Source organism: Dorea sp. OM07-5 (assembly GCF_003481355.1).
Lineage (GTDB): Bacteria > Bacillota > Clostridia > Lachnospirales > Lachnospiraceae > Dorea_D > Dorea_D hominis.
Genome location: NZ_QUKZ01000005.1, coordinates 65943 through 79344, shown reverse-complemented (window position 1 = coordinate 79344; position 13402 = coordinate 65943). Strand labels below are relative to the sequence as shown.

Genomic DNA, 13402 nt, shown 5'->3' with positions numbered 1-13402 from the left:
GCATGACACAGAACGTATATACGGTCAGACAGGTAAATGCATATATTAAGAATATGTTTACGCAGGATTATATGCTGAACCGTATCTATGTAAAAGGCGAAGTATCCAACTGTAAATACCACACATCGGGACATATATATTTTTCGTTAAAGGACGAGTCCGGAACGATTGCCTGCGTTATGTTTGCCGGGCAGCGAGGCGGGCTCGCTTTTCATATGAGAGAAGGGCAGCAGATTGTTGTATTTGGCGGAATCAGTGTTTATGAAAGAAGTGGTTCTTACCAGCTTTATGCAAGAGAGATTCGTCTGGATGGCGAAGGAGTACTCTATGAACGTTTTCAGGCACTGAAACAGGAGCTTGGTGAGATGGGGATGTTCGCCCCTGAATATAAGAAAACGATTCCGTCTTTTGTGAAAACTGTTGGAATTGTGACAGCACCGACCGGCGCTGCGATCCGGGATATTATGAATATTTCTTCGCGGCGGAATCCATTTGTACAGCTGATCCTGTATCCGGCGCTTGTGCAGGGCGAAGGTGCAGTGCAGAGTATTGTTACAGGAATACAGACACTGGATGCATATGGCGTAGATGTAATGATTGTTGGACGTGGAGGCGGATCGATCGAAGATCTGTGGGCGTTTAACGAAGAAGCAGTTGCAAGAGCGATTTTTGAATGTGAGACACCTGTGATTTCCGCAGTCGGACATGAGACAGACACGACAATCGCTGATTATGTGGCGGATCTTCGGGCACCGACACCGTCTGCGGCTGCAGAACTTGCAGTTTATGACTATCGCTTGACAGAACGGACGATGATTGAATATCGTGAGAAAGCTACAAGACTTCTGGAACAGCAGATTCGTATGCAGCGTCTGCGTCTGCGGGAATATCAGACGAAGCTTATGTATCTCCATCCGGAAAATCAGGTGCGTGATTACAGACAACGCATAGTAGATTACGAAGAGAAACTGCGTCTTCTTATGGAGAACAGTCTGCAGAAGAATAAGATGCGCTTTACGGTTGATCTGGAGAAAATGAAGAAGCTGTCTCCGCTTGAAAAGCTGAATCAAGGATTTTCTTACGTAGAAACAGCAGACAGAAAAGCAGTGAAAAGAATCGGACAGGTAGACGTGGGAGATAAGCTTACAATCTATGTCACGGATGGTACGATCAAAGTATGTGCAGAAGAGACGAAGGAGGAGAGACATGGCTGAGAAAGAACAGACTCTGGAAAAGTTATTTACACAACTGGAAGATGTGATCCGGGAGATGGAGCAGGGTGAGGTCTCTTTGGAAGAAGCTTTTGCACTGTATCATAAAGGCGTGGATACACTTAAGATGTGTAATGAAAAGATAGATAAAGTAGAGAAAAAGATACTGGTGCTGGATAATGAAGGAGAAACGCATGAGTTTGAACAATAATTTTGCACAGTTACAACAGGAAAAGGTAATAGAGATAGAACAATTACTGCGGGAATATCTGCCGGTGCAGAGTGGTTATCAGAAGATTATCACGGAGGCTATGGAATATAGTCTGATGGCAGGTGGCAAGAGGCTTCGTCCGATGATGATGCAGGAAGTATTCCGGCTTTTTGGAGGAACAATGAAAGCGATCGAACCGTTTATGGCAGCAATTGAGATGATTCACACGTATTCCCTTGTGCATGACGATCTGCCGGCGATGGATAATGACGATTACAGAAGAGGTAGAAAGACTACCCATGTTGTGTATGGCGAAGATATGGGAATCCTTGCGGGAGATGCACTTTTAAATTATGCATTTGAGACTGCGTTTCACGCATTTGAGCTTTGTCCTCAGGACAGCCTTAAGATTGGAAAAGCACTTCAGGTGTTGGGGGAAAAAGCCGGCATTCATGGAATGATCGGAGGACAGGTCATTGATGTAAAAGAGACCGGAAAACAGATCGACAGGGAAGTATTGGATACGATCTATGAACTGAAGACATCTGCGCTGATCGAAGCATCTATGATGGTTGGAGCGATCCTTGCAGGTGCTACAGATGAGGAGCTTGAAAAAGTTGAGCAGATGGCATCGAATATCGGTATCGCATTCCAGGTACAGGATGACATTTTGGATGTGACAAGTACGGAAGAAGTGCTTGGAAAGCCAATCCACAGTGATGAGAAGAATGAGAAGACTACATATGTAACTCTGTATGGTATAGAGAAAGCATCAGCAGTTGTAGAAGAAAGATCAAAAGAAGCAATTGCTCTTTTACATGAACTTCCGGGAGAGAATGATTATCTGGAAGAGTTGATCATCAAACTGATCCATAGAGTGAAATAAGAGAGGACGTTCGTGATGTTGGAACGAATTCAGAAAGCAAATGATATAAAGAATTTAAAAAAAGAGGAACTCCCGGTACTGGCAGAGGAGATTCGTGAATTTCTTGTAGAGACGGTCAGCAAGACAGGTGGACATCTCGCATCGAATCTTGGCGTTATAGAGCTTACAATGGCAATGCACCTTGTATTCCAAATGCCGGAAGATAAGATTATCTGGGATGTCGGACACCAGTCTTATACCCATAAGATTCTGACCGGAAGAAAAGATGGTTTCGAAAACCTGCGTAAATACGGCGGCATGAGTGGGTTCCCGAAGCGTAAGGAGAGCGATTGTGATGCATTTGATACCGGACACAGCTCTACGTCCATATCAGCAGGTCTTGGCTATGTAAGAGCGAGAGACCTGAAAGGAGAAGACTATAGTGTGATTTCCGTGATCGGTGATGGTTCGATGACGGGTGGAATGGCGTTTGAGGCGCTTAATAATGCGTCCCAGTTGAACAGTAATTTTATTATTGTGCTGAATGACAATCATATGTCGATCTCTGAAAATGTCGGAGGAATGTCCAGATATCTGGCAAAGATCCGGACAGCAGATTTTTATACCGGGTTGAAGAAAGGCGTGACAACGACGCTTGAGAAGATCCCGAAGGTCGGGGATTCTCTGATCGAACAGATCCGCCGGACGAAGAGCAGTATCAAACAGCTGATTGTTCCGGGTATGTTTTTTGAAGATATGGGAATTACATATCTCGGACCGGTAAAAGGACATGATCTTCCTACGCTTTGCCGTGTATTTTCCGAAGCACGGAGAATAGAGGGACCGGTTCTTGTCCATGTTCTGACGAAGAAAGGCAAAGGTTATACGCCGGCAGAAGAACATCCAGGCAAATTCCATGGCATTAGCCCGTTTGACATTGCGACAGGTGAGGTATCAGAGAAGAAGAAAAAGGATACCTATACCGATGTGTTTGGAAAAGTTATGTGTGCAGAAGCAAAAGAGAATCCGGACATTACAGCAATTACAGCTGCAATGGAAGATGGAACCGGGTTGTCCCGTTTCCACAGTATGTTCCCTGATCGTTTTTTTGATGTAGGAATTGCAGAAGAGCATGCTGTGACATTTGCGGCAGGACTTGCAGCGGGAGGCATGCGTCCGGTTGTGGCGGTTTATTCTTCTTTTCTGCAGAGAGCATATGACCAGATCATCCATGACGTGGGACTTCAGAAGCTCCCTGTTGTATTTGCCGTTGACCGAGCAGGACTGGTCGGAAGTGACGGAGAGACACATCAGGGAATTTTTGACCTGTCATTTTTAAGCAGTATTCCGAATATGACAGTGATGTCACCTAAACATAAATGGGAACTGGCAGACATGCTTCGCTTTGCACTGAAATCTGACGGCCCAGTTGCAATCCGGTATCCAAGAGGTGCAGCGTACGATCAGTATGTTGAATATCGTGCACCGATCGAATATGGCAAAAGCGAGATGATCTGCGAGGAGAGTGGGATCGCACTCATCAGTATGGGACATATGTTTGAAGAAGCGGTAAAAGTACGAAAGAATCTCAAAGATGCAGGGTATTCCTGCACGCTCGTAAACGGACGTTTTGTAAAGCCGATAGATGAAGAATGTATTGCAAGGCTTGCAAAAAATCACAAACTGATCGCTGTACTGGAAGAAAATGTTATAACTGGCGGCTATGGAATGCAGGTGCTGGAATGTGCAGCGAGAAAACAGCTTTCCTGCCACGTTCTGCCGATTGCACTTCCGGATAATTATGTAGAACACGGAAGTGTGGAAGTGCTTCGCAAAGAGACTGGTATTGATGCACAGTCAGTGACAGAGAAAATCATGGAAACATATAAGGAGTTACAGATATGAAAGAACGTTTGGATGTCTTGCTTGTAAAGCGTAATCTGGCGGCGTCCAGAGAAAAAGCCAAGGCGATCATCATGTCCGGTAATGTCTATGTGGATGACCAGAAAGAAGACAAACCGGGAACATTATTTAAAGAGGAAAGCAAGATTGAAGTGCGCGGACATACACTGCCATACGTCAGCCGCGGCGGATTGAAACTCGAAAAAGCACTGAAGAATTTTGACGTTAGTGTAAAAGGAAAGACATGCACGGATGTCGGATCTTCAACAGGTGGATTTACAGACTGTATGCTACAGAATGGTGCAGTCAAAGTATTTGCGATTGATGTCGGACGTGGTCAGCTTGACTGGAAATTAAGACAGGATGACCGTGTTGTCTGCATGGAAAAGACAAATATCCGTTACGTGACACCGGAAGATATTGGGGAACCGGTACAGTTTTCGTCCATTGATGTGTCATTTATTTCGCTTACGAAAGTGCTTCTTCCGATCTACAATTACCTGACAGAAGACGGGGAGATTGTTGCGCTTATCAAACCACAGTTCGAGGCAGGAAGAGAGAAAGTCGGAAAAAAAGGTGTCGTAAGAGAACGAAGTACCCATGTAGAAGTCATTGAGATGGTTACGGCATATGCAGTTTCCATCGGTTTTGATGTACTGGAACTGGAATTTTCACCGATCCGCGGACCGGAGGGAAATATTGAGTACCTTGTACACTTGAAAAAAAGTAAAGGACAGGCAGAGATTTCAGAAAATTTCGATATAGAAGCAATAACAAAGCGTGCATTTGAATCCCTGACCAAATAATACAGGTAACAGATATGGAGCATATATTCATTGTCACGAATGATGGAAAAGACAAAGATCATTCTGTGACAAGACACATAAAAAAAATAATCGAGGATTACGGCAAAATCTGTTCGGTTTGTCGTAAAGATGAAGAAAAGAAAATAATTGAAGAGAGTATTCCGGATGGCATTGACTGTGTGATCGTAATTGGAGGCGATGGCAGTTTTATCGAAGCTGCAAGGATTCTGCATGACAGGGATGTTCCGATGCTTGGGGTAAATATGGGAACACTCGGTTATCTGACAGAAGTAGAGCTTACAGATCTGGACGAATCCATTGAGAAGCTATTGAGAGGAGAATATACGCTGGAATCCAGAATGATGCTGGAAGCAGTATACGGAGCGTCTGTGAAGGACGTTGCACTGAATGATATTGTTGTATCAAGAAACGGTGGAATTCGCATCATTCATTTCCGTATATGGGTAAATGGAGAATTGCTGAACTGCTATGAAGCGGACGGAATCATTATCTCGACACCGACCGGCTCTACCGCATACAATCTCTCTGCGGGCGGACCGATCGTAGAACCGACAGCATCGCTGCTTGTAGTCACACCGATCTGTTCGCATGCACTGAATACGAGCAGTGTGATTTTATCCGGTGAAGATGAGATTGAGATTGAGATCGGAGAAGGCAGAAACGGTACAGAAGAGGAAGTGCTGGTATCTTTTGACGGAGCCCAGATGCTTATGATGCATACAGGAGAGCGGATTACCATCCGCAGATCCGCTACCAGAACAGAGATCTTAAGACTGAATAAAGTCAGTTTTCTGGAAACATTGCGTAGAAAAATGAAAGGAAATTAATGGTCATGAAAGTAAACAGACATGCGAAAATTATTGAACTGATTAGTAAATTTCAGATCGAGACGCAGGAAGAACTTGCAGATCATCTGAATAAGGAAGGATTCAAAGTTACGCAGGCAACGGTATCACGGGATATCCGTGATCTGAAGTTGACAAAAGTTCCGTCTGAAAATGGAAAGCAGTGTTATGCAATCCATCAGGGGACGGAAAATGGCATGAGTGAAAAATATATCCGTATTTTAAGAGACGGATATGTATCTATGGACATGGCACAGAATATTCTTGTGATCAAAACAGTTGCAGGAATGGCAATGGCAGTATGTGCTGCGCTGGATGCAATGAAATGGACAGAGATTGTCGGAAGTATTGCGGGGGATGATACGATCATGTGTGCAGTCAGAAGTGTGGAAGATACTGTGAAAGTGATGGATAAGATTCGAAAAATTGTCTTGTAGGAGGCTGCATGTTACAACGTTTATATGTGAAAAATCTTGCATTGATCGATGAGATCGAAGTAGAGTTAAAAGACGGACTGAATATTCTGACCGGTGAGACAGGAGCAGGTAAATCTATTATTTTAGGATCTGTCAATCTGGCGCTTGGAGCCAGATACAGCAAAGATATGCTCCGCAAAGGAGCAGAATATGGATTTGTTGAATTGAACTTTCAGATTGAAAATGCAAAGCAACTGCACAGGCTGAAAGAACTGGATGTCTACCCGGAAGATGGAATGGTAGTTCTCTCCAGACGTCTGATGGAAGGCAGAAGTGTAAGCCGGATCAATGGAGAGACTGTGACGATGACACTTTTAAAAGAAGTGGCATCGGTGCTGATAGACATTCACGGACAGCACGAGCATCAGTCACTTCTCTACAAGAAGAATCATCTGGCAATTGTGGATGCATTTGCCAAGGATGAAATCAGTGAACTGAAAAAAAAGATAACTGAAAACTACCGGGAGTACCGGAGCTGGATGAAAGAACTGGAAGAGGCAGATCAGGATGAGGCGTCCAGAGCCAAAGAGCTTTCTTTTCTGCAGTTTGAAACGGAAGAGATCGAAAAGGCAGAGCTTCGTGAAGGGGAAGATGTAGAGCTGGAGACGGCTTATCGTTTTATAGTCAACAGTAAGAAGCTCGCAGACGGGGCGGCAGAGGCCTATGCATTTACCAGCCAGGAAGAAGGAAATGCAAGCGAAAGCTTAAGTCGGGCAATCCGTGCACTTGGAGAAATCCGCGATTACGATGATACCGTGCAGGGACTTTTTGACCAGTTGTCGGAGATTGACAGTCTGTTAAATGATTTCAACAGAGATTTGTCTGAATACAGGGATTCCTGTGAATGTTCTGAAGAGGAACTTTATGAGACGGAACAGAGACTCAACGAGATCAATCATCTCAAATTAAAATATGGCAGTCAGATTTCGGATATTCTGTCATATTATGATGAGCAGCAGGAGAAAATAAAGAAGTTGGAAGACTATGAAAATTACATTCGCAGTTTGAATGAAAACTGTCAGAAAGCAAAAGAAAAGATGGAAAAGACAGCTGGAAAATTGTCTGAAATCCGCAGAAAACAGGCAAAAACGCTGGAGAAATCTATTAGGGAGAGCTTAAAAGAGCTGAACTTCGCAGATGTAAAATTTGAGATTCAGTTTCGCACTCTTGATGCATGTACTCCGGCAGGAATGGATGAAGTGGAATTCATGATTTCAATGAATCCGGGACAGCCGGTAAGACCACTTACGAATGTTGCATCTGGTGGCGAATTGTCGCGCATTATGCTGGCGATCAAAACCGTGTTGGCGGACAAAGATGACACAGAGACATTGATCTTTGATGAGATTGATGTGGGAATCAGCGGGCGCACTGCACAGAAAGTTTCTGAGAAAATGGCACTGATCGGAAGGAATCATCAGGTCATTTGTATTACACATCTTGCGCAGATCGCAGCGATGGCAGATCACCATTTCATGATTGAGAAGACAGTCGGCAATCTGGATACGACAACCGGGATCCACGAGCTTACGGAAGAAGAGTCGGTAGAAGAACTGGCAAGAATCTTAGGTGGAGCAAAAATTACAGATGCAGTCAGAGAAAATGCGAAAGAAATGAAGACACTTGCAAGACAGATGAAAGCATAGAATTGAAAAAGAAACATATACTAAGATGGATATTACATTTGTGATATCCATCTTTATTTATGTTATGAATTATAGCGATAAGTGCTGATATACGAATCGGACAGGAGTCAGCCTGCTCGATTTATTATAAATGGGAGAGGGCGAAAACTATGCGGAAATACTGGTGGCGTAAAATGTGGATCATAATACTTGTTTTTGTATTGTCAGTAGGTGGCAGCTATTCTTATATCCGATTAAGACAGAAAGATTTTGAAAGGGAGGTAAATGCCAGTCCGATGGACAAGAAGCTGGTGATACCTGGCGGGATGCCAATCGGTATTTATCTGGAGACAAAAGGTGTTATGGTGCTTGGAACAGATGCAATTGAGCGTGAGGACGGCGTGAAAGAGAATCCCTCCGGTCATCTTGTAAAGGCAGGAGATTATATCCAGAAAGTCAATAATGCAACAGTAAAGACTAAAAATGAACTGATCGAAGAGATGAAAAAACTGAAAGAAGAGGAAGTTGTCCTTACAATCCGGCGGAACCGTGAAAATATCCGGATTAAAACAAAAGCAGTCAGGGATGTAAAAAAAGAATACAAGCTCGGAATCTGGGTGAGAGATAATGCACAGGGACTTGGGACAATCACGTATCTGGATGCGGACAGCCATTTCGGAGCGCTCGGTCATGGTATTCATGATGTAGATACGAATAAGCTTTTAAGTATTTCAGAAGGCAGGGTGTATGCGACGAGTATTCGCGATATCCAGAAAGGAAAATACGGAACACCCGGCGGCATGGAAGGAATCATTGTTTACAATAACTACAATATCCTTGGAAAAATCAGTGAGAATACGGAAAATGGAATTTTTGGAAAAGTCGAACGGATTGATACGCTTTTTACGGAACAGAAGCCGGTAGAAACGGCAAAAAAAGAAGAGATTCGAAAAGGAAAAGCAAAGATCCGCTGTGCTGTAGAAGGAAAAGTCAAAGAGTATGAGGTGCGTATTCTGGAGATCAATACAAAAGCGAAAGAAGCAAATAAAGGAATACTTCTGGAAGTGACAGATCCGGAACTTCTGAAAGTGACAGGTGGCATTGTCCAGGGAATGAGTGGAAGCCCATTACTGCAGGATGGAAAAATTGTGGGTGCGGTGACACATGTACTGGTTAATAATCCGACAAAAGGTTACGCAATTTTCATAGAAAATATGCTCTCCCGGTAGAACATGGGAAATGAATGGAAAATGCAGTCGTAAACCGTCAGATTTTTACGACATTAAATTCTTGATTTACATTTTGGCACTCTTTATAATGACAATTAACAAAAAGAAAGAACCTGTGACAAACGGAAAGGGGGCATTTCGAGCAATGAATGAGATAAACGTAGCAATTGCTGATGATAATGAGAGAATTTTGGATTTACTTGGCGATATGATTGATGCGGATAAGGAATTGAAGCTGGTCGGAAAAGCCAACAATGGAGAAGATGCCTATGAAATGATCAGGCAGAAACAGCCGGATGTAGTATTACTGGATCTGATCCTTCCGAAGATGGATGGACTAAGTGTTATGGATCAGGTAAACAATGATCAGGAATTAAGAAAGCATCCGGATTTTATTGTGATCACGGCAATCGGACAGGAACGGATCACGGAAGATGCTTTCAAGAAAGGGGCAAGTTATTATATTCTGAAACCGTTCCACAACGATACGGTGATAAAAAGGATAAAAAATGCCGGAGAGAATATGACAAAAAATATAAAGCCGGTTGCGAAAGAAGGTGGTGTGCTTCCGGCACAGCCACAGATGCAGCTTGAAAACCGGGTAACAGATATGATCCATGAAATCGGAATCCCGGCGCATATCAAAGGGTATCATTACCTTAGAGATGCGATCATCATGGCAGTGGAAGATATGGATGTGCTAAATGCAATCACAAAAGTGCTGTATCCGACAGTTGCCAAGATGCATCAGACAACAGCAAGCCGCGTAGAGCGTGCAATCAGACATGCGATCGAGGTCGCATGGAGCAGAGGAAAACTGGATACACTGGATCATTTGTTTGGATATACGGTGAGCACTGGAAAGGGGAAACCGACAAATTCAGAGTTCATAGCACTGATCGCAGATACGATTCGATTGGAATATAAGAACAGATAACACTTTTCTTCTTGACAAAAATACGATATAATGATTGTATATCGTGGATCGAGAGGAAGGGAAGCAATATGAAAAAAATACTATTTGTAGCTTCAGAGTCAGTACCATTTATCAAGACAGGTGGATTAGCCGATGTAGTTGGATCACTGCCAAAGTATTTTGATAAAGATAAATATGATGTACGTGTTATGTTACCGAAGTACATGTGTATGAAAGAGACATGGAAAGAGAAGATGGAATACGTCACACATTTTTATATGGATCTGAACTGGAGAAAACAATATGTAGGAATTCTTCAGATGAAATATGAGGGAATCCTTTTTTATTTCATAGATAACGAATATTACTTTAATGGTTTCGCACCATATGGAGATACCTATACAGATGTTGAGAAGTTCGCATTCTTCTCAAAAGCAGTTTTAAGTGCACTGCCGCTTATTGATTTCAGACCGGATATCATTCACTGTCATGACTGGCAGACAGGACTCGTTCCGGTATACCTTGATAATTTCCGCTATGGTAATGAGTGGTATAGAGGAATCAAGACGATCATGACCATTCACAATCTGAAGTTTCAGGGCACATGGGATACGAAGCGGATTCGTGACATCACGGGACTGCCGCAGTATTATTTCGCACCGGATAAGCTGGAAGCATATGAGGATGCCAATTATCTGAAAGGTGGAATTGTCTATGCAGATCGGATCACAACCGTAAGCAATACTTATGCAGAAGAGATTAAGATGCCATTCTATGGAGAACGCCTGGACGGTCTGATGAATGCAAGAACGAACTGTCTGTCCGGTATTGTGAACGGAATCGATTATGAGGATTATAATCCGAAGACAGATCCAAGCATTGTGAAGAACTATGATGTATCGAATTTCCGGAGAGAGAAAATCAAGAACAAGACAGCGCTTCAGGAAGAACTGAATCTGGAGAAGAACCATAAGACGATGATGATCGGTATTGTTTCCAGACTGACTGACCAGAAAGGCTTTGACCTGGTAGCATATGTGATGGACGAGCTCTGTCAGGATGCTGTGCAGATCGTGGCACTCGGTACTGGCGAAGAACAGTATGAGAATATGTTCCGTCATTTTGCATGGAAGTATCCGGATAAAGTATCTGCGAATATTTATTATTCCGAAGAGATGTCGCATAAAGTATATGCATCCTGTGATGCATTCTTGATGCCGTCACTCTTTGAACCATGCGGACTGAGTCAGCTTATGAGCTTAAGATACGGAACAGTTCCGATCGTAAGAGAGACCGGAGGACTGAAAGATACTGTAGAAGCATATAATGAATATGAAAAGACAGGAACTGGATTCAGCTTTATGAATTATAATGCACATGAGATGCTTGGAACAATCCGCTATGCAGAGCGTATCTATTATGATAAGAAGAGAGACTGGAATAAGATTGTAGAACGTGGCATGAAACGGGACTTTTCATGGAAGAATTCTGCAAAACAGTATGAAGACTTATATGAAAGCATGTAGAAGTTTGCAGGAGCATAGATCATGAAACATTCACAGGTATCATAGTGAATGAGTTTTAACCACAATATTATATAATAATGTATTAAAAAGAGAAAACATCCTTTCTGTTCATATGAATGAATATGAATGAGAAGGATGTTTTTCTTGCATTTTATGCAAATTTGTTTTATCGTATATAATAAAGCTTTTATAGGAATAATTATATATTTACATAGAAAGAAAAGGAGATTATATGAAGATTAAAGACATTTTAAAAGAAAAGACACCACACATATCTTTTGAAGTATTTCCACCGAAGACAGATGCCGGATTTGCAAGTGTATTATCTGCTACGGATCAGATTGGTGCATTAAAACCATCTTACATGAGTGTAACTTATGGAGCAGGTGGAGGAACTAGCAAGAATACGGTAAATATTGCATCACATATCAAGGACGACTTGGGACTTACCAGTCTGGCGCATCTGACATGCGTTTCTTCTACAAAAGAACATGTAGCACGCGTAATTGACGAGTTGAAGAAGAATAATATTGAAAATGTTCTGGCACTCCGTGGGGATATTCCGAAGGAATCTGAATTTCCACTTCCGAATCATTACAGATATGCATATGAGCTGGTTGAAGAGATCAAAAGCAAGGGTGATTTCTGCATCGGAGCTGCATGCTATCCGGAAGGTCATGTGGAAGCAGAACATAAGAAAGATGACATTTATAATCTGAAGAAAAAAGTAGACTGCGGTGTGGATTTCCTTACAACACAGATGTTTTTTGATAATACAATTTTCTATAATTTCTTATATAGAATCCGTGAAATCGGAATTGCGGTTCCGGTTGTGCCGGGAATTATGCCGGTAACAAAAGGCAACCAGATGAAGAGAATCAGTGAGATGTCCGGAACAGTGCTGCCACAGAGATTCCGTGATGTACTGGATCGCTTCGGCGAAGATCCGAAAGCAATGCAGCAGGCCGGTATTGCATATGCAACCGATCAGATTATTGATCTGTTTGCAAATGGAATCAATCATGTGCATGTATATTCTATGAATAATCCGGCAGTAGCAACAGCAATTATGCACAATTTATCTGATATCGTAAAAAACGGATAGGTGTGATAGTGAATGGATAACAGAACCAAAGAAGCAATCCGCTATCTTGGATATGGAAGACAGGAAGCGGATGAACAGACGCTTGGATTGGTGGCAGATGCGTTTAGAGAACTGGATGAAACTGCGAAACCGAGAAGCATATATCGTACATTTGAACTTCAGTGGAAGCAGACAGATACGATCCGGATAGAGATGATGGAAATACATAGCAGGAATCTTTCAAAGAATCTGAAAGGCTGCCGTCAGGTCGTTCTGCTGTGCGGGACACTAGGGATTGAAGTGGACTATCTCATTAAGAGATATTCTTATACGGAAATGGCAAAAGCTGTTGTAATGCAGGCGTGTGCAGCAGCACTGTTAGAAGAGTATTTGGATGAGAGGCAGGAAGAGATACGCACAGAGATGGAAAAACAGGACTTGTATCTGCGCCCGCGATTCAGCCCGGGATACGGTGATTTTTCCATTCTTCACCAGAGAGAGATTTTAACATTGATGGAGGCATCGAAGAAGATTGGTCTGACGATGACAGAAAGTAGTATGCTCACACCGACAAAATCAGTAACCGCTTTGATCGGTCTTAGTACGACGCAGGAGAACTGTCATCAGAAGGGTTGCGAGGTCTGTGGAAAGAAGGACTGCATTTATCGCAGAGAATCATAGAAAA

13 protein-coding genes are annotated in these 13402 nt (G+C 42.7%); all 13 read left to right on the top strand.

Features of this window, described 5'->3' with window-relative positions; translation table 11 throughout:
* Nucleotides 1-2 precede the first annotated feature (2 nt).
* Nucleotides 3-1214, top strand: coding sequence for an exodeoxyribonuclease VII large subunit (gene xseA, locus DXC04_RS06310; protein WP_118660464.1), 1212 nt, complete (start codon nucleotides 3-5; stop codon nucleotides 1212-1214).
* Nucleotides 1207-1422 (top strand): exodeoxyribonuclease VII small subunit, encoded by a 216-nt coding sequence (gene xseB, locus DXC04_RS06305; protein WP_021859980.1) that lies wholly within the window; start codon nucleotides 1207-1209, stop codon nucleotides 1420-1422. The genes xseA and xseB overlap by 8 nt, the downstream gene beginning before the upstream one ends.
* Nucleotides 1406-2308, top strand: a complete 903-nt coding sequence (locus DXC04_RS06300; protein WP_118519272.1) for a polyprenyl synthetase family protein — start codon at nucleotides 1406-1408, stop codon at nucleotides 2306-2308. The genes xseB and DXC04_RS06300 overlap by 17 nt, the downstream gene beginning before the upstream one ends.
* Nucleotides 2309-2323: 15 nt before the next feature.
* Nucleotides 2324-4192 (top strand): 1-deoxy-D-xylulose-5-phosphate synthase, encoded by a 1869-nt coding sequence (gene dxs, locus DXC04_RS06295; protein WP_118660462.1) that lies wholly within the window; start codon nucleotides 2324-2326, stop codon nucleotides 4190-4192.
* Nucleotides 4189-4995: a TlyA family RNA methyltransferase gene (locus tag DXC04_RS06290; RefSeq protein WP_021859977.1), complete on the top strand. Its 807-nt coding sequence runs from the start codon at nucleotides 4189-4191 to the stop codon at nucleotides 4993-4995. Before dxs ends, DXC04_RS06290 begins: the two co-directional genes overlap by 4 nt.
* A 14-nt stretch (nucleotides 4996-5009) precedes the next feature.
* On the top strand, nucleotides 5010-5843 hold the full coding sequence (locus DXC04_RS06285; protein WP_118660460.1) for an NAD(+)/NADH kinase: 834 nt from the start codon (nucleotides 5010-5012) through the stop codon (nucleotides 5841-5843).
* 5 nt (nucleotides 5844-5848) lie between these two features.
* The gene (argR, locus tag DXC04_RS06280; RefSeq protein WP_117537290.1) at nucleotides 5849-6298 is read left to right on the top strand and encodes an arginine repressor; all 450 of its coding nucleotides are present in this window, start codon (nucleotides 5849-5851) and stop codon (nucleotides 6296-6298) included.
* Between the two features lie 8 nt (nucleotides 6299-6306).
* Nucleotides 6307-7983, top strand: coding sequence for a DNA repair protein RecN (recN, locus tag DXC04_RS06275; protein WP_118660458.1), 1677 nt, complete (start codon nucleotides 6307-6309; stop codon nucleotides 7981-7983).
* Nucleotides 7984-8132: 149 nt separating this feature from the next.
* Nucleotides 8133-9191: a SpoIVB peptidase gene (spoIVB, locus tag DXC04_RS06270; RefSeq protein ID WP_118660457.1), complete on the top strand. Its 1059-nt coding sequence runs from the start codon at nucleotides 8133-8135 to the stop codon at nucleotides 9189-9191.
* A 145-nt stretch (nucleotides 9192-9336) separates the two neighbouring features.
* On the top strand, nucleotides 9337-10128 hold the full coding sequence (gene spo0A, locus DXC04_RS06265) for a sporulation transcription factor Spo0A (RefSeq protein ID WP_021859972.1): 792 nt from the start codon (nucleotides 9337-9339) through the stop codon (nucleotides 10126-10128).
* A 68-nt stretch (nucleotides 10129-10196) separates the two neighbouring features.
* Nucleotides 10197-11633: a glycogen synthase GlgA gene (glgA, locus tag DXC04_RS06260; protein ID WP_118660455.1), complete on the top strand. Its 1437-nt coding sequence runs from the start codon at nucleotides 10197-10199 to the stop codon at nucleotides 11631-11633.
* Between the two features lie 232 nt (nucleotides 11634-11865).
* Nucleotides 11866-12738 (top strand): methylenetetrahydrofolate reductase [NAD(P)H], encoded by an 873-nt coding sequence (metF, locus tag DXC04_RS06255; RefSeq protein ID WP_118288542.1) that lies wholly within the window; start codon nucleotides 11866-11868, stop codon nucleotides 12736-12738.
* A 12-nt stretch (nucleotides 12739-12750) separates the two neighbouring features.
* Nucleotides 12751-13398 carry a vitamin B12 dependent-methionine synthase activation domain-containing protein gene (locus DXC04_RS06250; RefSeq protein ID WP_118288541.1) on the top strand — a complete coding sequence of 216 codons (648 nt, stop codon included), beginning with the start codon at nucleotides 12751-12753 and terminating at the stop codon, nucleotides 13396-13398.
* The last annotated feature ends 4 nt before the right edge of the window (nucleotides 13399-13402 follow it).

Excerpts from the sequence above, each read along its gene's own strand:
- xseA (WP_118660464.1), top strand. The coding sequence starts at position 3 with ATGACACAGAACGTATATACGGTCAGACAGGTAAATGCATATATTAAG.
- xseB (WP_021859980.1), top strand. The coding sequence starts at position 1,207 with ATGGCTGAGAAAGAACAGACTCTGGAAAAGTTATTTACACAACTGGAA.
- DXC04_RS06300 (WP_118519272.1), top strand. The coding sequence starts at position 1,406 with ATGAGTTTGAACAATAATTTTGCACAGTTACAACAGGAAAAGGTAATA.
- dxs (WP_118660462.1), top strand. The coding sequence starts at position 2,324 with ATGTTGGAACGAATTCAGAAAGCAAATGATATAAAGAATTTAAAAAAA.
- DXC04_RS06290 (WP_021859977.1), top strand. The coding sequence starts at position 4,189 with ATGAAAGAACGTTTGGATGTCTTGCTTGTAAAGCGTAATCTGGCGGCG.
- DXC04_RS06285 (WP_118660460.1), top strand. The coding sequence starts at position 5,010 with ATGGAGCATATATTCATTGTCACGAATGATGGAAAAGACAAAGATCAT.
- argR (WP_117537290.1), top strand. The coding sequence starts at position 5,849 with ATGAAAGTAAACAGACATGCGAAAATTATTGAACTGATTAGTAAATTT.
- recN (WP_118660458.1), top strand. The coding sequence starts at position 6,307 with ATGTTACAACGTTTATATGTGAAAAATCTTGCATTGATCGATGAGATC.
- spoIVB (WP_118660457.1), top strand. The coding sequence starts at position 8,133 with ATGCGGAAATACTGGTGGCGTAAAATGTGGATCATAATACTTGTTTTT.
- spo0A (WP_021859972.1), top strand. The coding sequence starts at position 9,337 with ATGAATGAGATAAACGTAGCAATTGCTGATGATAATGAGAGAATTTTG.
- glgA (WP_118660455.1), top strand. The coding sequence starts at position 10,197 with ATGAAAAAAATACTATTTGTAGCTTCAGAGTCAGTACCATTTATCAAG.
- metF (WP_118288542.1), top strand. The coding sequence starts at position 11,866 with ATGAAGATTAAAGACATTTTAAAAGAAAAGACACCACACATATCTTTT.
- DXC04_RS06250 (WP_118288541.1), top strand. The coding sequence starts at position 12,751 with ATGGATAACAGAACCAAAGAAGCAATCCGCTATCTTGGATATGGAAGA.